General features: G+C 42.3%; 20 protein-coding genes. All 20 read left to right on the top strand.

Annotation, left to right across the window (positions count from 1 at the left end; translation table 11 throughout):
- The first annotated feature begins 82 nt into the window (after positions 1 to 82).
- Complete coding sequence (gene sucC / locus QSJ37_RS05670) at positions 83 to 1,243, top strand: ADP-forming succinate--CoA ligase subunit beta (RefSeq protein ID WP_285754284.1); 1,161 nt, start codon at positions 83 to 85, stop codon at positions 1,241 to 1,243.
- 17 nt (positions 1,244 to 1,260) lie between these two features.
- Positions 1,261 to 2,163 carry a succinate--CoA ligase subunit alpha gene (gene sucD, locus QSJ37_RS05665; protein WP_015863433.1) on the top strand — a complete coding sequence of 301 codons (903 nt, stop codon included), beginning with the start codon at positions 1,261 to 1,263 and terminating at the stop codon, positions 2,161 to 2,163.
- A 135-nt stretch (positions 2,164 to 2,298) separates the two neighbouring features.
- On the top strand, positions 2,299 to 3,180 hold the full coding sequence (dprA, locus tag QSJ37_RS05660) for a DNA-processing protein DprA (RefSeq protein ID WP_285754765.1): 882 nt from the start codon (positions 2,299 to 2,301) through the stop codon (positions 3,178 to 3,180).
- A gap of 103 nt (positions 3,181 to 3,283) precedes the next feature.
- On the top strand, positions 3,284 to 5,359 hold the full coding sequence (gene topA / locus QSJ37_RS05655) for a type I DNA topoisomerase (RefSeq protein WP_285754283.1): 2,076 nt from the start codon (positions 3,284 to 3,286) through the stop codon (positions 5,357 to 5,359).
- Between the two features lie 18 nt (positions 5,360 to 5,377).
- The gene (gene trmFO, locus QSJ37_RS05650; RefSeq protein WP_285754282.1) at positions 5,378 to 6,700 is read left to right on the top strand and encodes an FADH(2)-oxidizing methylenetetrahydrofolate--tRNA-(uracil(54)-C(5))-methyltransferase TrmFO; all 1,323 of its coding nucleotides are present in this window, start codon (positions 5,378 to 5,380) and stop codon (positions 6,698 to 6,700) included.
- 39 nt (positions 6,701 to 6,739) lie between these two features.
- Entirely contained in the window at positions 6,740 to 7,642 is a 903-nt protein-coding gene (gene xerC / locus QSJ37_RS05645; RefSeq protein WP_285754281.1) for a tyrosine recombinase XerC, read from the top strand.
- Positions 7,643 to 7,675: 33 nt separating this feature from the next.
- Complete coding sequence (gene hslV / locus QSJ37_RS05640) at positions 7,676 to 8,218, top strand: ATP-dependent protease subunit HslV (protein ID WP_015863438.1); 543 nt, start codon at positions 7,676 to 7,678, stop codon at positions 8,216 to 8,218.
- Positions 8,219 to 8,237: 19 nt separating this feature from the next.
- Positions 8,238 to 9,635 carry an ATP-dependent protease ATPase subunit HslU gene (gene hslU / locus QSJ37_RS05635; protein WP_062753406.1) on the top strand — a complete coding sequence of 466 codons (1,398 nt, stop codon included), beginning with the start codon at positions 8,238 to 8,240 and terminating at the stop codon, positions 9,633 to 9,635.
- A gap of 26 nt (positions 9,636 to 9,661) precedes the next feature.
- Complete coding sequence (gene codY, locus QSJ37_RS05630) at positions 9,662 to 10,441, top strand: GTP-sensing pleiotropic transcriptional regulator CodY (protein ID WP_062753404.1); 780 nt, start codon at positions 9,662 to 9,664, stop codon at positions 10,439 to 10,441.
- A 253-nt stretch (positions 10,442 to 10,694) separates the two neighbouring features.
- A complete protein-coding gene (gene flgB / locus QSJ37_RS05625) occupies positions 10,695 to 11,087 on the top strand; it encodes a flagellar basal body rod protein FlgB (RefSeq protein ID WP_081188591.1) in 393 nt (130 codons plus the stop codon).
- A gap of 2 nt (positions 11,088 to 11,089) precedes the next feature.
- Positions 11,090 to 11,542, top strand: coding sequence for a flagellar basal body rod protein FlgC (gene flgC / locus QSJ37_RS05620; RefSeq protein ID WP_062753402.1), 453 nt, complete (start codon positions 11,090 to 11,092; stop codon positions 11,540 to 11,542).
- A 22-nt stretch (positions 11,543 to 11,564) separates the two neighbouring features.
- Positions 11,565 to 11,864: a flagellar hook-basal body complex protein FliE gene (gene fliE / locus QSJ37_RS05615; protein WP_081188589.1), complete on the top strand. Its 300-nt coding sequence runs from the start codon at positions 11,565 to 11,567 to the stop codon at positions 11,862 to 11,864.
- Between the two features lie 32 nt (positions 11,865 to 11,896).
- Entirely contained in the window at positions 11,897 to 13,480 is a 1,584-nt protein-coding gene (gene fliF / locus QSJ37_RS05610; protein WP_285754280.1) for a flagellar basal-body MS-ring/collar protein FliF, read from the top strand.
- 12 nt (positions 13,481 to 13,492) lie between these two features.
- Positions 13,493 to 14,512 carry a flagellar motor switch protein FliG gene (gene fliG / locus QSJ37_RS05605; protein ID WP_015863445.1) on the top strand — a complete coding sequence of 340 codons (1,020 nt, stop codon included), beginning with the start codon at positions 13,493 to 13,495 and terminating at the stop codon, positions 14,510 to 14,512.
- A complete protein-coding gene (gene fliH / locus QSJ37_RS05600) occupies positions 14,496 to 15,284 on the top strand; it encodes a flagellar assembly protein FliH (RefSeq protein ID WP_015863446.1) in 789 nt (262 codons plus the stop codon). Before fliG ends, fliH begins: the two co-directional genes overlap by 17 nt.
- A 10-nt stretch (positions 15,285 to 15,294) precedes the next feature.
- The gene (fliI, locus tag QSJ37_RS05595) at positions 15,295 to 16,575 is read left to right on the top strand and encodes a flagellar protein export ATPase FliI (RefSeq protein WP_062753396.1); all 1,281 of its coding nucleotides are present in this window, start codon (positions 15,295 to 15,297) and stop codon (positions 16,573 to 16,575) included.
- Between the two features lie 5 nt (positions 16,576 to 16,580).
- Positions 16,581 to 17,024 (top strand): flagellar export protein FliJ, encoded by a 444-nt coding sequence (fliJ, locus tag QSJ37_RS05590; protein ID WP_285754279.1) that lies wholly within the window; start codon positions 16,581 to 16,583, stop codon positions 17,022 to 17,024.
- 4 nt (positions 17,025 to 17,028) lie between these two features.
- Positions 17,029 to 17,682, top strand: a complete 654-nt coding sequence (locus tag QSJ37_RS05585) for a MotE family protein (RefSeq protein WP_285754278.1) — start codon at positions 17,029 to 17,031, stop codon at positions 17,680 to 17,682.
- Complete coding sequence (locus QSJ37_RS05580; protein ID WP_285754277.1) at positions 17,679 to 18,926, top strand: flagellar hook-length control protein FliK; 1,248 nt, start codon at positions 17,679 to 17,681, stop codon at positions 18,924 to 18,926. The genes QSJ37_RS05585 and QSJ37_RS05580 overlap by 4 nt, the downstream gene beginning before the upstream one ends.
- An 11-nt stretch (positions 18,927 to 18,937) precedes the next feature.
- The gene (gene flgD, locus QSJ37_RS05575; protein ID WP_285754276.1) at positions 18,938 to 19,360 is read left to right on the top strand and encodes a flagellar hook assembly protein FlgD; all 423 of its coding nucleotides are present in this window, start codon (positions 18,938 to 18,940) and stop codon (positions 19,358 to 19,360) included.
- Positions 19,361 to 19,373: the final 13 nt, after the last annotated feature.

Raw genomic sequence — 19,373 nt, 5'->3', positions numbered from 1 at the left:
CGAAATGGTGGACAATATAGAAAGTATCATTATAAAATGAAAGCGCTAGAATTTTTTTAGTTTTTACATAGGAGGTTGGCGCATGAATATTCATGAATATCAAGCAAAAGAAATCCTCAGAAGCTATGGCGTTAGCGTGCCAAACGGCCGCGTAGCGTTTACTGTTGAGGAAGCGGTAGAAGCGGCAAAAGAATTAGGAAGCCCTGTTTGCGTTGTAAAAGCGCAAATTCATGCCGGCGGGCGCGGAAAAGCCGGAGGGGTAAAAGTAGCAAAAAGTTTAGATGAAGTTCGTACATATGCGAGCGAACTGCTAGGAAAAGTGCTTGTTACTCATCAAACAGGCCCGGAAGGAAAAGAAGTAAAACGCTTACTTATTGAAGAGGGCTGCGACATTAAGAAAGAATATTACATTGGTCTCGTTGTGGATCGCGCAACTTCTCGCGTTGTGTTGATGGGCTCAGAAGAAGGCGGTACCGAAATCGAAGAAGTAGCAGCAAAAACACCAGAGAAAATTTTTAAAGAATATATCGACCCAGCGGTAGGATTGCAAGCGTTTCAAGCACGTCGTTTAGCGTTTAACATCAATATTCCAAAGGAGCTTGTCAATCAGGCAGTCAAGTTTATGATGGGGCTTTACCAAGTGTTTGTTGACAAAGACTGCTCGATCGCCGAAATCAACCCGCTTGTTGTCACCGGCGACGGCAAAGTAATGGCGTTGGATGCTAAACTGAACTTTGATTCGAACGCACTGTACCGTCATAAAGATATTTTAGAATACCGCGATTTAGATGAGGAAGATCCGAAAGAAGTTGAAGCATCCAAATATGATTTAAACTACATCGCGCTTGACGGTAATATCGGCTGCATGGTAAACGGCGCTGGCCTTGCAATGGCAACGATGGATATCATCAAATATTACGGCGGCGAACCAGCAAACTTCTTGGATGTTGGCGGCGGCGCAACCGCGGAAAAAGTAACGGAAGCGTTTAAAATTATTCTTTCTGACCCGAACGTCAAAGGCATTTTCGTCAATATTTTCGGCGGCATCATGAAATGCGACGTGATCGCTAGCGGCATTGTCGAAGCGACAAAACAAGTCGGCCTCAATCTTCCGCTTGTCGTCCGTCTCGAAGGAACAAACGTCGAACTAGGGAAAAAGATTTTGCAAGAATCGGGTCTAAACATTACCGCTGCTGATTCGATGGCAGACGGCGCACAAAAAATCGTGGAGCTAGTACGTTAAGAAAGTGAGGGAGAAACGTGAGCATTTTTATTAATAAAGACACAAAAGTGATCGTACAAGGGATTACGGGTTCACAAGGATTATTCCATACAAAACAAATGCTCGAGTACGGAACAAAAATTGTAGGCGGTGTCACGCCAGGAAAAGGTGGTACAGAAGTCGAAGGAGTACCTGTGTTTGATACTGTTTCCGAAGCGGTAGAAAAAACAGGAGCAAACGCTTCTGTCATTTACGTTCCGCCAGCATTTGCCGCAGACGCGATTATGGAAGCGGTCGATGCAGAATTAGACCTTGTCGTTTGTATTACGGAAGGTATTCCTGTCCTTGATATGGTGAAAGTAAAACGCTACATGGAAGGCAAGAAAACTCGCCTCATCGGACCAAACTGCCCTGGCGTCATTACGCCGGAAGAATGTAAAATCGGCATTATGCCAGGCTACATTCATAAAAAAGGCCATGTCGGCATCGTTTCCCGCTCTGGTACGTTAACGTACGAAGCGGTTCATCAATTGACGCAAGCGGGCATCGGCCAATCGACAGCGGTTGGAATCGGCGGCGATCCGGTCAATGGCACAAACTTCATTGATGTATTAAAAGCGTTTAACGAAGATGAAGAAACGTATGCCGTTATTATGATTGGGGAAATCGGCGGTACTGCGGAAGAAGAAGCGGCAGAATGGGTAAAAGCGAACATGAAAAAACCGGTCGTCGGCTTTATCGGCGGTCAAACAGCGCCTCCAGGAAAACGGATGGGACATGCTGGCGCAATTATTTCTGGCGGTAAAGGAACGGCAGCAGAAAAAATTAAGAAAATGAACGAATGCGGCATTAAAGTGGCAGAAACACCTGCAGTAATTGGCGAAACATTAATTTCCGTTTTGAAGGAACAAGGCCTTTACGAAAAATGCAAAACGCATTAAAATGCATCGTCCCGCATCGTTTTTCAGGCGGGACGATTTTTATTGGGTATTGGCGAATTCTATCATCGTTATGGCAGATTCATGATCGGAACCGTGCAAAAACAGAAAAGAAATAGAGATAGAAAGGAAGATACGATGTATTCATCCGTTCGTGAGCGCCTTATTCATCTTCACCACTGCCGCGGGGCAGGCTGGAAAACGATCCATCGCTTATTGGAAATCGATCCGACCTTTTCCTCTGTATTTACCCTTCCATCTTCTGCATTGCGAACGCGACTTCCTTTATCCTCCCAGCAATATACACAATTTTTCCAAGATTTACATTCCCCTCATATTGAAAGTATGATAAAAACATATAAGGACAAAAATATCCACGTCATCACAATTTTTGACTCAGACTATCCACCTTTGTTAAAACATATATACGAACCCCCATGGGTGCTATATGCAAAAGGGAATATTCGTCTTTTGTCGTCATTCAAAATGATTAGTATTGTTGGGACGAGACACCCGACAAAAGAAGGGATACAATCGTTGCGGCAACTAGTTCCGCCGCTGGTGGCGAACGATTGGGTAATCGTAAGCGGTCTCGCAATAGGAATCGATACGTTAGCGCACGAAATGGCAATTGAAAACGGTGGACATACAATCGCGATCATCGCAGGAGGATTTGAACATATATATCCAAGGCAAAATAAAAGACTAGCAGACCAATTAATGGGCGGACACCTTATTTTATCGGAACATCCGCCGCATGTGCGGCCGCAAAAATGGCATTTTCCGCTGCGCAATCGGATTATCAGCGGAATATCGCTTGGAACGATCGTCGTACAAGCGAAAGAGAGAAGCGGCTCATTAATTACTGCTCTATTAGCGCTAGAGCAAGGAAGAGAGGTGTTTGCCGTTCCTGGTCCAATTTTTTTGGAACAATCAAAAGGACCAAACATGTTAATACAGCAAGGAGCAAAATTAGTTCATTCGGCAAACGATATATTCGAGGAATTTTCCTACATTTGATAAAAGCAATGCAAGAATTTTTCATATCTTGTTTGACAAATATCATAAGAATCATTAATAATAATGAAGATTTTAAATTTACCTCGTTAGGGGAGGAAGTTTGATGTCAGACTATCTTGTCATCGTGGAATCGCCGGCGAAAGCGAAGACGATCGAACGATATTTAGGAAAAAAATATAAAGTAAAAGCTTCGATGGGACATGTTCGCGATCTGCCAAAAAGCCAAATGGGCGTTGATATAAATAACGGCTATGAGCCAAAGTATATTACGATTCGCGGTAAAGGGCCAATCATTAAAGAATTAAAAACAGCAGCGAAAAAAGCAAAAAAAGTGTTTCTTGCCGCAGACCCGGACCGCGAAGGGGAAGCGATTGCTTGGCATTTAGCCAATATGCTCGACCTTGATATTCATTCCGACTGCCGCGTTGTATTTAACGAGATTACGAAGGATGCAGTTAAAGAGTCATTTCAACATCCGCGTCCGATCAATATGAATCTTGTTGACGCGCAGCAAGCGCGCCGAGTGTTGGACCGGCTGGTTGGATACAACATTAGCCCGCTTCTTTGGAAAAAGGTGAAGAAAGGATTGAGCGCGGGGCGTGTTCAATCTGTAGCGCTGCGTTTGATCATCGACCGCGAAAAAGAAATTAAACAATTTCAGCCGGAAGAGTATTGGACGATTCAAGCCGAATTTGTAAAAGGAAATGAAACGTTTACCGCTTCTTTTTACGGAGTGGATGGGCAAAAGCTTGAATTAAAAAAGGAAGCAGACGTTGCCGCGATTTTACAACGCATAAACGGCAACCACTTTACGGTGACATCGGTGGCAAAAAAGGAGCGGAAACGAAATCCAGTGCCGCCGTTTACGACGTCTTCCTTGCAGCAAGAAGCAGCGCGCAAGCTTAATTTTCGAACGAAGAAAACGATGATGATCGCCCAGCAGCTATATGAAGGAATTGATCTTGGCAGTGAAGGAACGGTCGGCTTAATTACCTATATGCGTACAGACTCGACAAGAGTATCAGAAAGCGCACAGCAAGAGGCACTATCTTATATAGAAGCGACGTTTGGAAAAGAATTTGTCGCACAAGAAAAGCGAAAAGAAAAGAAAAATGCCAATGCGCAAGATGCGCATGAAGCGATTCGTCCGACATCTGCATTTCGCGACCCGGAAAAGGTAAAGCCATATTTAACCCGCGATCAATTTCGGTTGTATAAGTTAATTTGGGAACGTTTTATCGCAAGCCAAATGGCAGCCGCACTGTTAGATACGATGAGCATTGAACTTGAAAATGAAGGGGTGATCTTTCGGGCAAGCGGCTCGAAAGTAAAATTTCCTGGTTTTATGAAAGTGTATGTAGAGGGAACGGATGACCAAACGGATGAACAAGATCGCCTTCTTCCGGATTTGCAGGAAGGGGAAACTGTTTTCAGCAAAGATATTGAACCAAAGCAGCATTTTACTCAGCCGCCTCCTCGCTATACGGAAGCGCGGCTTGTGAAAACGCTAGAAGAGCTTGGCATCGGCCGGCCGTCTACGTACGCGCCGACGCTTGATACGATTCAAAAACGAAACTATGTCGTGCTAGAAAATAAACGTTTTGTTCCAACAGAACTTGGAGAAATCGTGTTAGAACTAATGTTAGAGTTTTTCCCAGAAATCATTGACGTGGAGTTTACAGCGAAAATGGAGAAAAATTTGGATGAAATCGAGGAAGGAAAAGTAGAATGGGTGAAAGTGGTCGACGAATTTTACCAGGAATTTGAAAAGCGGCTGCAAACCGCGGAAAAGGAAATGAAAGAAGTCGAGATTAAAGACGAGCCGGCGGGAGTCGACTGCGAAGTGTGCGGAAGCCCAATGGTATATAAAATGGGGCGATTCGGCAAATTTGTCGCCTGCTCCAATTTCCCGGAATGCCGCAATACAAAGCCGATCGTTAAGGAAATCGGGGTAAAATGTCCGAAATGCCGCGAAGGAAATATTGTGGAGCGCAGCAGTAAGAAAAAGCGGATTTTTTATGGCTGCGACCGTTTTCCACAATGCGATTTCGTCTCGTGGGATAAACCGCTTGCCCGCCCTTGCCCGAAATGCGACGGCTTGCTAGTGGAAAAGAAACTGAAAAAAGGCGTGCAAGTGCAATGTACGGCATGTGATTACGAAGAAGCACCACAATCTTGACAAATAAAGGAGGAATATATGGTGAACGAACGAACGGTAAATGTCATTGGCGCAGGTTTGGCAGGCAGTGAGGCGGCATGGCAGCTTGCCAACCGCGGCATCCATGTCCGCCTTTACGAAATGAGACCGGTGAAGCAAACGCCTGCTCACCATACAGATAAATTTGCGGAACTTGTTTGCAGCAACTCGTTGCGTGCTAATTCATTAACAAATGCAGTCGGCGTATTAAAAGAAGAAATGCGCCGCTTGAATTCTGTCATTATGAAGGCAGCAGATGAATGCTCTGTTCCGGCGGGAAGTGCGCTTGCTGTAGACCGGCATGAGTTTGCCGCGCGCGTAACCAATCTTGTCCAAGGGCATCCGAATGTGACCGTTATTCGTGAAGAAGTGACAGAAATTCCGTCTGGCCCAACGATTATCGCAACAGGGCCATTAACGTCTAAAGCATTATCCGAGCGGCTAAAAGAGCTAACGGGAGAAGAATATTTATATTTTTACGATGCCGCTGCTCCAATCATCGAAAAAGAAAGCATTAATATGGATAAAGTATATGTCAAATCACGTTATGATAAAGGCGAAGCTGCGTATATCAACTGCCCGATGACGGAAGAAGAATTCGACCGCTTTTACGAAGCGCTCATTTCCGCAGAAACGGTTCCATTAAAAGAGTTTGAAAAAGAAATTTATTTTGAAGGCTGCATGCCGATTGAAGTAATGGCGCGGCGAGGGAAAAAGACGCTTCTATTTGGGCCGATGAAACCGGTTGGTTTGGAAGACCCGCGTACCGGAAAGCGTCCATACGCGGTTGTTCAGCTTCGGCAAGATGATGCGGCAGGTACGCTTTACAATATTGTCGGATTCCAGACACATTTGAAATGGGGCCCGCAAAAAGAAGTAATTCGTCTTATTCCGGGGCTAGAAAATGCGGAAATTGTCCGCTATGGCGTGATGCATCGCAATACGTTTATCAACTCGCCAAAATTATTGCGGCCAACGTATCAATATAAAGAACGTGACGATTTATTTTTTGCTGGACAAATGACCGGTGTCGAAGGGTATGTGGAATCAGCAGCATCGGGGCTTGTCGCAGGAATTAACGCAGCGCGGCTTGTATTAGGGCAAGAACTTGTTGTTTTTCCGCGTGAAACAGCGATTGGCAGCATGGCGCATTACATTACGTCGACGAATCCAAATCATTTTCAGCCGATGAATGCTAATTTCGGTTTGTTTGCACCTCTAGAAGAAAAAATCAAAGATAAACAGCGCCGCAATGAACGATACGCGCAACGGGCATTGGATACAATTCAGAATTTTATAAAAAATGATTGCAAGGGCTACTAATATATGTTACTATTTAGTAGCCCTTGTGAGGTGGGAAAAATGGAAAATTCGAAAATTGCGTTAAAATTGTTCATAGAATATTTACAAATCGAGAAAAATTATTCACAATATACTATTGTGTGTTACCAACGAGATGTAGAACAGTTTTTCGAGTTTATGAATGAACAAGGGATTCATCATCTGCATGAAGTAACGTATAATGATGTTCGTCTCTATTTAACAAAGCTGTATGAACAAAAACAGTCAAGCCGTTCCATTTCACGGAAAATTTCTAGTTTGCGAAGCTTCTATAAGTTTTTGCTGCGGGAAAAAAAGGTAAAAGAAAATCCGTTTGCGCTCGCTGCACTTCCGAAAAAAGAACAAAAAATTCCTAATTTTTTATATGAACAGGAATTAGAAAGCCTTTTTTATGTCAATGATGTTAATACAGCGATCGGCCAACGCAATCAAGCGATTCTTGAGCTTCTCTACGCGACGGGCGTCCGTGTTAGTGAATGTTGTCACATTCAACTTTCTGATATCGATTTTTCTGTTTCCACCATTTTGATTCATGGGAAAGGGAATAAACAGCGTTATGTCCCGTTTGGCCGTTTTGCCAAAGAAGCGTTGGAGCGTTACATTCATCATGGACGGCGTGAGCTTTTGCAAAAAGCAAAAAGCGCTCATGCTTATTTGTTTGTCAACGCCCGCGGCAATCCGTTAACACCTCGGGGAGTGCGTTATATTTTGGATGAAATAGTAAAAAAAGCGGCGCTTACTCAAAATATTAGCCCACACGTGCTGAGACATACGTTTGCGACTCATTTATTAAATGAAGGGGCCGATATGCGTACAGTTCAAGAATTGCTTGGACATGCGCATCTTTCATCAACACAAGTGTATACCCATGTAACGAAAGACCGGCTGCGCCATATTTATTTACATACGCATCCGCGAGCATAACTCTGCCGCGAGCAAAAAGGAGGATGGATAGCGATGGAACAGTTCCACGCGACGACGATTTTTGCGATTCATCATAATGGAAAGGCTGCGATGGCAGGAGACGGTCAAGTAACGTTTGGCAATGCAGTGGTGATGAAACATACAGCGAAAAAAGTACGGAGATTATTTCAAGGAAAAGTGTTAGCAGGATTTGCCGGATCGGTCGCAGATGCGTTTACATTATTTGAGATGTTCGAAGGAAAGCTAGAAGAATTTAATGGGAACTTGCCGCGCGCCGCTGTGGAATTAGCAAAAGAATGGCGCAGCGATAAAGTATTGCGGCGCTTAGAGGCAATGCTAATCGTGATGGATGAACGCCATTTGCTTCTCGTATCAGGAACTGGTGAAGTCATTGAACCGGATGACGGAATATTAGCGATCGGTTCTGGCGGAAATTACGCGCTAGCGGCAGGACGTGCATTAAAACAATACGCAGGAGATCAGCTATCGGCCAAAGAGATTGCCAAAGCGGCGCTAGAAATAGCCGCAAATATTTGTGTGTATACGAATGACCATATTATTGTGGAAGAACTATAAAAAGAGAGGAGGGACAGCGGTGTCAGAAGCATTAACGCCTCGGCAAATTGTCGAAAAGCTTGATCAATTTATCGTTGGGCAAAAGGAAGCGAAGAAAGCAGTTGCGATTGCGCTAAGAAATCGTTATCGCCGCAGTTTGCTTGATGAAAAATTACGGGATGAAGTTGTCCCGAAAAATATTTTAATGATCGGTCCGACAGGGGTCGGAAAAACGGAAATCGCCAGACGGTTGGCGAAGTTGGTTGGCGCTCCGTTTGTCAAAGTGGAGGCAACAAAGTTTACGGAAGTTGGATATGTCGGCCGCGATGTCGAATCGATGGTGCGCGATCTTGTGGAAACGTCCGTTCGATTAGTAAAAGAACGGAAAATGAACGAAGTGAAAGATCGCGCTGAACAGCAAGCGAATAAACGGCTTGTTGAGTTATTAGTGCCGGGAAAGCAAAAACAAACGATGAAAAACCCTCTTGAACTATTATTCGGTGGAGCGCAAACATCGCAGCAAGATACAAATCAAACGTATGAAGACGATCACATCGAACAAAAACGGAGACAAGTCGCTTGGCAGCTGGCGAACGGTCAGCTGGAAGATGAAATGGTGACAATCGAAGTAGAAGAACAACAGCCGATGTTTTTTGACTTTTTGCAAGGGGCCGGCATTGAGCAAATGGGAATGAATATGCAAGACGCGCTAAGCAGCCTCATTCCGAAGCGCCGTAAAAAACGCAAATTAAAAGTAAGAGAAGCGCGTAAAGTGCTTACGAATGAGGAAGCGCAGAAGTTAATCGACATGGATGAAGTAACACAGGAAGCAATACGTCTTGCCGAACAGTCTGGCATCATTTTTATCGATGAAATCGATAAAATTGCGCGCAGCGGGCAAGCCGCTTCTTCAGCGGATGTATCGAGAGAAGGAGTGCAACGCGACATTTTGCCAATTGTTGAAGGCTCCACCGTTATGACGAAATACGGCCCTGTTAAGACAGATCATATATTGTTTATCGCTGCCGGAGCATTTCATATGGCAAAACCGTCCGACTTAATCCCAGAGTTGCAAGGCCGGTTTCCGATTCGTGTCGAGCTAACGAAACTTTCAGTTGACGATTTCGTAAAAATATTAGTAGAGCCTGATAATGCTCTTATTAAACAATATAAGGCGCTTCTTGCGACGGAAGGTATAAATCTTGAATTTTCTGACGATGCTATTCGTAAGATCGCCGAAGTCGCCTTTGAAGTGAATCAGACAACCGATAATATCGGAGCAAGACGCCTTCATACGATCATGGAAAAGCTGCTTGAAGATTTATTGTTTGAAGCTCCGGATATTACGCTAGATAAAGTAGTCATTACACCTCAGTATGTCGAACAAAAACTAGGCAACATTGTCAAAAACAAAGATTTGAGTGAATTCATTTTGTAACATTAAATGAGGAGGAGAATGAAAAAATGAATTTATTACAAAAAACAAGAAAGATTAACGCAATGCTGCAAAAAGCAGCGGGAAAACCGGTAAACTTTAAAGAAATGGCAGAAACGCTTTGTGAGGTAATTGAAGCAAACGTATTCGTTGTGAGCCGTCGCGGTAAATTGCTCGGCTTTGCGATTAAGCAATCGATTGAAAATGAGAGAATGAAAAAAATGTTAGAAGAACGTCAATTTCCAGAAGAGTATACGAAAAATCTGTTTAACATTACAGAAACGTCTCCTAACATTGATATTAATAGCGAATATACCGCGTTTCCAGTGGAAAATCGCGATTTATTTAAAACAGGTTTGACGACAATTGTGCCGATCAATGGTGGCGGCGAGCGGCTCGGAACACTTATTTTATCGCGATTGGATCGTGAATTTCACGATGATGATCTCATTCTAGCAGAGTATGGCGCAACGGTTGTCGGCATGGAAATTTTGCGTGAGAAAGCGGAGGAAATTGAAGAAGAAGCACGCAGCAAAGCGGTCGTACAAATGGCAATCAGCTCGCTTTCTTATAGCGAACTAGAAGCGATCGAACATATTTTTGAAGAGCTAGACGGTACAGAAGGGTTGCTTGTCGCAAGTAAAATTGCTGACCGTGTCGGCATTACTCGTTCTGTTATCGTAAATGCTCTTCGTAAACTAGAAAGCGCCGGTGTGATTGAATCACGATCCCTCGGTATGAAAGGAACATATATTAAAGTGTTAAATGATAAGTTTTTAACAGAACTAGAAAAATTAAAATCCAGTTAATAAAATAAGAAAACCGGCCTAAAAGCAGACTTGCTTTTAGGCCGGTTTTTTATATGTCAAAACATTTGTTTGGCCAGCGATTTTAGTACATTTACAATAATATAAAAACGACAGACATAGACAAATTTCGTCTTTTTTTCTATTTAGGATGAAAAAAATAGTACAATCTTCCGGCTATACAATATTTTTTCATTCTCGTAAAATGAATATTAGCATATATTGTCGAAAAAATAGGATAAAAGAGGGGATACCTTTGTCACTGTTTTCGCGTACATTTATGATGCTAGAGCAAGGGCTGGATTATGCGTCATTAAGGGAAAAAGTGATTGCAAACAATATCGCCAATGTAGACACGCCCAATTATAAGGCAAAAGAAGTGCGGTTTCGGGCAGAACTAGACCGAGCGCTTCAACCGCTAGAAGCAAAGCGAACAAATCCGAAACATCTTCCGTTTACCCGTCAAATGACAAACAAATTTCTCGTGACGTCAAGGACCAATGTAGTATACAATCATAATGGAAATAATGTCGATATTGATCAAGAAATGTCATATTTGGCAGAAAATCAAATTTATTACAACGCTTTAGTCGAGCAATTGAACGGAAAGTTCACAACGTTAAAAACGGTCATTAAGGGAGGAAAATAATTATGTCTATTTTTCAAAGTTTAGATATAACAGCGTCTGCGCTTACGGCGCAGCGGTTACGCATGGATGTAATTTCCTCCAATATGGCTAATGTCGACACGACTCACGCTCGATTGGTTAATGGACAATGGGAACCGTATCGACGCAAATTCGTTGTGATGGAACCGCGTCAAGAAGGATTTTCTACATATTTGCAAGCTGCGATGAATAGCCGCTCATCTGTTGGTAACGGAGTGAAAGTAACAAAAATTATGGAGGATCAAACTCCTTTTAAACTCGTTTACGATCCTTCTCATCCTGACGCAGACCCTAACGGATATGTTCGCCTTCCTAACGTCGATCCGTTAAAAGAAATGGTCGATTTAATGAGTGCAACACGGTCATATGAAGCAAATGTAACGGTTTTTAATGCGACGAAAGGAATGTTAATGAAAGCATTAGAAATCGGAAAGTAAAAAAATAAAGGGGATATAGATGATGATACAAGGAATTCATCGCTCTTTGTTTTCAGAGGCGACAAACGTTGCTTCACAAGCGACAAAACCAGCTGATGTGCAAAAGGCGTTTTCCACTTTTTTGAAAGATGCGCTGAATAAAGTGAATGACGAGCAATTGCAAGCTTCCCAATTAACAGAGAAGCTTGTAAAAGGGGAAAACGTTGATTTACACAAGGTGATGATCGCTTCGCAAAAAGCGAGCATTTCCTTACAACTTACATTAGAAGTGCGCAACAAAGTGATTGAGGCATATCAAGAAATGATGAGAATGCAAATATAGCATATGGATTGTGAAATAATCGGGGGAATAGTATGAGCAACAAATTAAAAGAATGGCTAAGCCGATTCACCTTATTTTGGAAAGAGAGAACAAAAAAACAAAAATGGATCGCCATTGCCAGCCTCGTTCTTTTCTTGCTTATAACCGGCGTAGCTATATATTTTGCGACAAGAACAGAGTTTGCGCCGTTATATAGCAACTTAACGCCACAGGAAGCGGGGCAAATTAAAGCAACGCTCGACCAGCGGGGAATCAAATCGGAAGTAGCGGATAACGGCACCACGATTAAAGTGCCAAAAGAGTTAGTAAACTCGTTAAAAGTTGATTTAGCGGCAGAAGGAATTCCAAACAGCGGCACCATTGATTATTCTTATTTTGGAAAAAATGCAAGCTTCGGAATGACGGATAACGAGTTTAATGTTGTCAAACTCGAAGCAATGCAAAATGAGCTGGCAAATTTAATTAAAAGCATCGATGGTGTAGAAGACGCAAAAGTAATGATTAATCTTCCACAGCCGAGCGTGTTTGCTTCCGATGACCAAGGCGAGGCATCGGCTTCGATCGTGTTAAAAACAAAACCGGGATATCAATTTAGCGATCAGCAAATTAGGGCGTTGTACCATCTTGTTTCTAAAAGTGTTCCTAACCTTCCTACAGATAATATCGTCATTATGAATCAGTTTTTTGAGTATTTTGATTTGAAAAATAACGAAAATTTTTCGACAGGCACAACGTTTGCCACACAGCAAGAAATTAAAAAACAAATTGAACGAGATATTCAACGGCAAGTACAGCAAATGTTAGGAACAATGATGGGGCAGGATAAAGTCGTTGTATCCGTAACGGCTGATGTGGACTTTACGCAGGAAAACCGGGAAGAAAACCTTGTTGCTCCGGTTGATGAAAAAAATAACGAAGGCATTGCCGTCAGCGTGCAACGTATTAAAGAGACATACTCTGGGAAAGGCGTGCAGCCGGGCGGCGTGGCCGGTACGGGAGAAAACGAAGTGCCAAGCTATCAGGCTGGAGCAAGCGAGACAAATGGAGATTATGAGCGAACCGAGGAAACGATTAATAACGAAGTGAATAAGATCAAAAAACATATCGTCGAAAGTCCATATAAAATTCGTGATTTAGGCATTCAAGTAATGGTTGAGCCGCCAAACCCGAAAAATCCAAACTCTTTGTCACAGCAAACGATCGATGATATTCAAAAAATATTAGGAACGATTGTCAGAACATCGATTAATAAGCAAGATGGCCAAACATTAACCGATCAGGATATTCAAAATCGCATCGTTGTTTCTGTTCAGAAATTTAACGGAAAACCAACATTTACGGAACCAAAACAGACGATTCCAATGTGGGTATACATCGTCGGTGGAATTGGCCTTGTTCTTCTTATTGCATTGCTCATCTTATTGTGGCGCAGACGTAAAGAGGAAGAAGAGGAAGAAGAGGAAGATATTCTGGAGCCTATGGTTCAAGAAATTCCAGATATCCATGAAGAGAACGAAACGGAATCGACGATGCGCCGTAAGCAACTAGAAAAATTAGCGAAAGAAAAGCCAGACGAATTTGCAAAGCTGTTGCGAACATGGCTATCGGAAGAGTAGGAGGAACGGAAAATGGCAAAGCGCGACAAAAAAGGAGGGTTAACAGGGAGACAAAAAGCAGCGATCCTTCTCATTTCCCTTGGTCCAGATGTGTCCGCCTCCGTTTATAAACATTTGTCAGAAGAAGAAATTGAAAAACTAACGTTAGAAATTTCGAATATGCGGCAAGTGACAGCAGACGCAAAGGAAGAAGTGCTGGAAGAATTTCATCAAATTGCACTGGCACAAGATTATATTGCACAAGGCGGGATCGCTTATGCAAAAGAAGTGCTGGAAAAGGCGCTCGGTCCGGAAAAAGCGATGAATATTATTAACCGGTTAACGTCCGCCTTGATGGTGCGGCCGTTTGATTTCGCCCGTAAAGCGGATCCAACGCAACTATTAAATTTTATTCAAAACGAACATCCACAAACGATTGCCCTTATTCTTTCTTATCTTGAACCGGCGCAAGCAGGACAAATTTTATCGGCACTGCCGCAAGAAATGCAGGCGGATATTGCGCGACGCATCGCGTTAATGGATAGCACATCTCCTGACATTATTAATGAAGTGGAGCAAATTTTAGAACGAAAACTATCGACAACGGTTGTGCAAGATTATACACAAGCCGGCGGCATCGAAGCGGTAGTGGAAGTGTTAAATCAGGTGGACCGCAGCACAGAACGGACGATTCTCGATGCCCTTGAAATTCAAGATCCTGAACTTGCCGAAGAAATTAAGAAACGAATGTTTGTCTTTGAAGATATCGTCACTCTTGATAATCGCGCAATCCAGCGCGTGATTCGTGAAGTGGATAACAATGATTTAATGCTAGCGCTCAAAGTGGCAAGCGATGAAGTAAAAGAGATTGTGTTTCGCAACATGTCCACGCGCATGGCAGAGACATTTAAGGAAGAAATGGAATTTATGGGTCCTGTCCGTTTACGTGATGTTGAAGAAGCGCAGTCACGGATTGTCGCAGTGATTCGCCGTCTAGAAGAAGCAGGGGAAATTGTGATTGCACGCGGTGGGGGAGATGATATTATTGTCTAACGTCATTAAAGCTCCTTTTACAAAAACAAATCGTACTGCTAAAAAAACGATTGAAATTAAACGACTTTTTCTCGAACAGCAAAATATAACAGAAAAACAGCAAGAAAATCACGAAATGATGATGGAACATGCCAAGTATGAGGCAGAACAAATCAGACGGGAAGCAGAACAATATTATGAATCTATTCGGCAGCAATTGTTGAAAGAACAAGAAGCCTGGCATATAGAAAAGGAGCAGCTTATCCAATTAGCGCGTGAAGAAGGATATCAAGACGGATTTCATCAAGGAAAAGAAGAAGCGCTGCATCGTTATCGCGAGCTGATTGAACAGGCGAGACAAATTACAGAAAAAGCAAATGTTCAATTTTATGAACAAATCAATGCATCCGCAGAAACGATCCTCCGCATTGGAATGAAAGTAGCAGAGCGTATTATCGGTGAAAAATTAGCGGAAAATCACGACTATTTTTTATCACTAGTAAAGCGGGCGATTAAAGAAGTTCGGGAACAAACGGAAGTAACGATTTACGTCCATCCGCTTTCTTATGAAACGGTCGTGCAACAAAAAGAAGAATTAAAAGCGTTATTTCACCATGAAGCGGATGTGTTCATTCATCCAGATTTGCAGCTTGCGGAATATAGCTGCATCATTGAAACCCCGTTCGGACGCATCGATGCAAGCGTTGATACACAGCTTGAGCAAATAAAAGAGAAGCTGTTCGAACGAATGAAGGAGGGGGTATCCACTGAATTGGCAAGCTCTGCTCGATGAAATCGACGAGATGGACACTTATAAACGGTTTGGCAAAGTTTCACGGGTCATTGGCTTAATGATTGAAGCGAAAGGACCGGAAAGCTCAGTCGGCGACATTTGCTATATTCACACTAGAAGCGGCAGGCAAAAACAATTGATTGCGGCAGAAGTAGTTGGATTTAAAGAGCAACATGTATTGTTAATGCCGTTTTCGACTGTTCAGCATATTTCACCAGGATGTATTGTTGAAGCAACTGGAAAACCGTTGCAAATTCACGTTGGCTCGCCATTAATCGGGCAAGTGCTTGACCCTCTCGGCTATCCACTGGATGGCAGCCCATTGCCGAAGGGATTGCATCCTATTTCGATTGAGCGCAATCCGCCCAATCCGCTTGCAAGACCGCCGATCAACGAACCGATCGAAGTTGGGGTTCGGATCATTGACAGCTTGTTAACGGTTGGCAAAGGGCAGCGCGTCGGAATTTTTGCCGGTTCGGGAGTTGGAAAAAGCACGTTAATGGGGATGATTGCCCGTCACACGAATGCGGATATAAATGTTATCGCATTAATTGGTGAGCGCGGACGTGAAGTCCGTGAATTTATTGAACGGGACCTCGGTCCGGAAGGTTTGGCCCGTTCTATCGTTGTCGTTGCCACTTCTGATCAGCCTGCGCTCATGCGTGTAAAAGGAGCGTATACCGCCACGGCGATTGCGGAATATTTCCGCGACCAAGGGATGGATGTGATGTTTATGATGGACTCTGTCACACGCGTTGCCATGGCGCAGCGAGAAATTGGACTAGCCATCGGCGAGCCGCCGACAACAAAAGGGTATACTCCGTCCGTGTTTGCTATCTTACCAAAATTATTAGAGCGTACAGGGACGAGCGCTTACGGCACTATTACCGCATTTTATACCGTACTTGTTGACGGAGATGACATGAACGAGCCGATTGCTGATACGGTACGCGGCATTTTGGACGGGCATTTCATCCTTGAACGAAGCTTAGCCAATAGGGGACAGTATCCAGCCATTAACGTATTGAAAAGCGTTAGCCGCGTAATGAATCATATTATTACACCAGAACATCGGCAAGCGGCAGATAAACTGCGCCAGCTTCTATCCACTTATATTAATTCGGAAGACTTAATCAATATAGGGGCGTACAAACGAGGATCGTCAAACGAAATTGATGAAGCGATTCGTTATTATCCAAAAATCATTTCCTTTTGCAAACAAGATATTCATGAAAAAATAACAAAAGACAAAAGCATTGAAATGCTAATTGACCTAATCCATGCAGGGTGAAAAAAATGGGATACGCATTTAAGCTGCAAAAAGTTTTAACAATGAAAGAAAATGAGAAACATCAAGCAGCAGGAGAATACAATGAAGCCGTACGGCGCTTTGAGGAAGTGGCGGAAAAATTATACCACTTTCTTAAGCAAAAAGAACAATATGAAGAAATCCATAAACAAAAACTTCAATCAGGATTGTCCATTCAAGAAATTCGCTACTTTCAGCAGTTTATTTCCAATCTTGAACGGACGATCCACCATTATCAGCTTCTAGTGATGCAAGCAAGAGAACAAATGCACCGGAAGCAAATGAAATTAACAGAGCTTAATATAGAAGTAAAAAAATATGAAAAAATGAAAGAAAAATATATACAAGCTGCTTTTGATGCGGAAAGAACCGCAGAAAATAAATGGATGGATGAAATTTCGATTCAACGTTTTGTACATCGGGGAGATTAGAAAGATGGCACAAAATCAAGAAATGGAGAGAGAAGAAAAAGAAAGCAAACTCCAATGGTTTTTATTTATCATTGTCATTCCATCGTTGTTTGCGATAGCATTAGCTTTTGTCATTATGGCCATCGCGGGAGTTAACGTTCTTGATACGGTAAAAACATTCAGCAAAAACATTCCGATTATCTCGCAATTGGTAGATGTGCACAAAATACAAAGGAAGTTAGAAACAACGATTGAAAAGCAAAACGAAGTGATCGACCAACAAAAGAAACAAATTAACGAGCTAGAAAATGAATTATCGGCAAAACAACAAGAAGTGGACAGGCTGAAAAAAGAGAAGGAACATTTAGAAGAACAATTATCATTGATGGAAGCAAACAAAGAGGAACTTCCTGAAGACAACACCGCAACAATGAACACAACGAACAACACAACGATGGAAGACATTGCGAGCATGTATGAAACGATGTCAGAGAAAAACGCTGCAATGATTTTAACAAAAATGCCGGAAAGCGATGTGCTGAAGATCTTATCCTCATTAGACGGTGATAAAGCGGCGGCCATTTTAGAGAAAATGCCGCCAGATGATGCGGCAAAATATACTTCGATGCTGGCAAAACGCGCTGAAGAAAATCCACCCGTTGAGGAGGCGGCAAGGTGAAAATTGGAACTAGCTATCAACTGTTCGGTCAACCAATAGCAGGACCGCCAAAAAAATCAACTCCTAAGCTAGCAGGGGAAAAAGAGGAATGCGGCCCGTTTCAGCAACTGCTAGCGATGATCGAAACGGATGCAAAAAATGAAGAAGGAACTGTTCTTGTTTCTAATGAGCGTTTTTCCACGCCATCTAAAGAACAGGAAGATGTAACCGGCGAATTTAGGATAGAAGAATCGTTTTCTATTCTTCTTTACATGTTGAACAACATGATAGATACCAATCAAATGGATCTTCATCCTATTTTTCCTAACCATTCTATAGAGCGGATAAATAATGTGGTAGATAAAGAAGCGATCATACAATTTATCCAGCAAACAAACAATACTACGGATAAAAATATGTCAGTAGAACAAATAAGCAATGTTATAAATGACGAAGCAGCGTCCCGTTTATATTCCTTTTTTGATAACGATATACAACCTTTGCAGCAAAACAGCATCATGAAAGAAAGTAAAGAACAAACCGATATACAAACGTTTTTGCAAGAAGTGCTGACAAGTTTGGATAAGCAAGAAGAGAAAAGTGAAGAAGTTTCTAGCAACAGTAAAAAAACAGAAAGATCGATGTTGCAAAATCGGTTTTCACTTTCATCTGCTTTCAGTAAAAGCTTTGATTTCTCGTTAGGAGATAAAGCAGCTGCTGAAAACGTAGAGAGACAGAAAGAGTCCTTTATACAACCGTTTAATAGGTTGTTGCCGAATGGAAATATGATGATTTCAAGAGAGAACGCACCTGTTATTGTTTTGGATCAGACGTTATCAGAACAAAAAGTCAATGAGGCATTTCTTCAGCAATTAACAAATATTATCCGATCAGGCCGATTTACTCGTTTAAAAAATGGAAATGCGCAACTCGCCATTCGCCTTTATCCTGAACATTTAGGAACATTGACCGTAAAAATTGTACGGGAACATGGAACATTAGTAGCAAAGCTAATTGTATCGACGGATTCGGCGAAAGAGCTTTTAGATGCAAATTTATCGCAACTTCAGCAAGTTTTGTCGACGGAAAATATAACGGTGGAAAAATGGAATGTATTGACGCAAGACGATCGTTATACACCTGCATTTTATCAAGAAGAACGTGGACATGAACAAAAAGAACGGCAGCAACGCAAAGAAGAGAAAGCGAAAAAACAACCTTCTTTCCATACGTTGATGACAGAAATAGTCGATATGGAAGTATAGGAGGGAAAACCGTGACAAATGGAATTGATCCAAGCTTGCTATTGGATAACTATAAGCCGCCCGAACGAAAGACGGGAAATCAAATATTAGGAAAAGATGATTTTTTAAAAATTTTGCTTGCTCAATTGCAAAATCAAGATCCGTTAAATCCGATGGAAGATAAAGAGTTTATTGCGCAAATGGCCAGCTTTTCTTCTTTAGAACAAATGATCAATATTTCAAGCATGCTCGAACGGTTTATGCAAACGCAAACGAATCAAGCCCTGCTTCATTACAGTGAATGGATTGGCAAAAACGTGTATTGGCAAGAAGATGGGAACACAAAAAGCGGGATTGTTAAATCGGTGTCGCAAAAAGATAATCAAATTTTTCTAGAGCTTGACAACGGCACAACAATTGAAGCAAGCCTTGTCGTGAAAGTGGAATCTAAATAAATAAATGAAAGGG

The sequence above is a fragment of the Parageobacillus sp. G301 genome (assembly GCF_030268025.1).
Classification (GTDB): domain Bacteria; phylum Bacillota; class Bacilli; order Bacillales; family Anoxybacillaceae; genus Parageobacillus_B; species Parageobacillus_B toebii.
The sequence above is the reverse complement of the archived record's forward strand: the minus strand, read 5'-3'. Positions and strand labels throughout refer to the sequence as shown.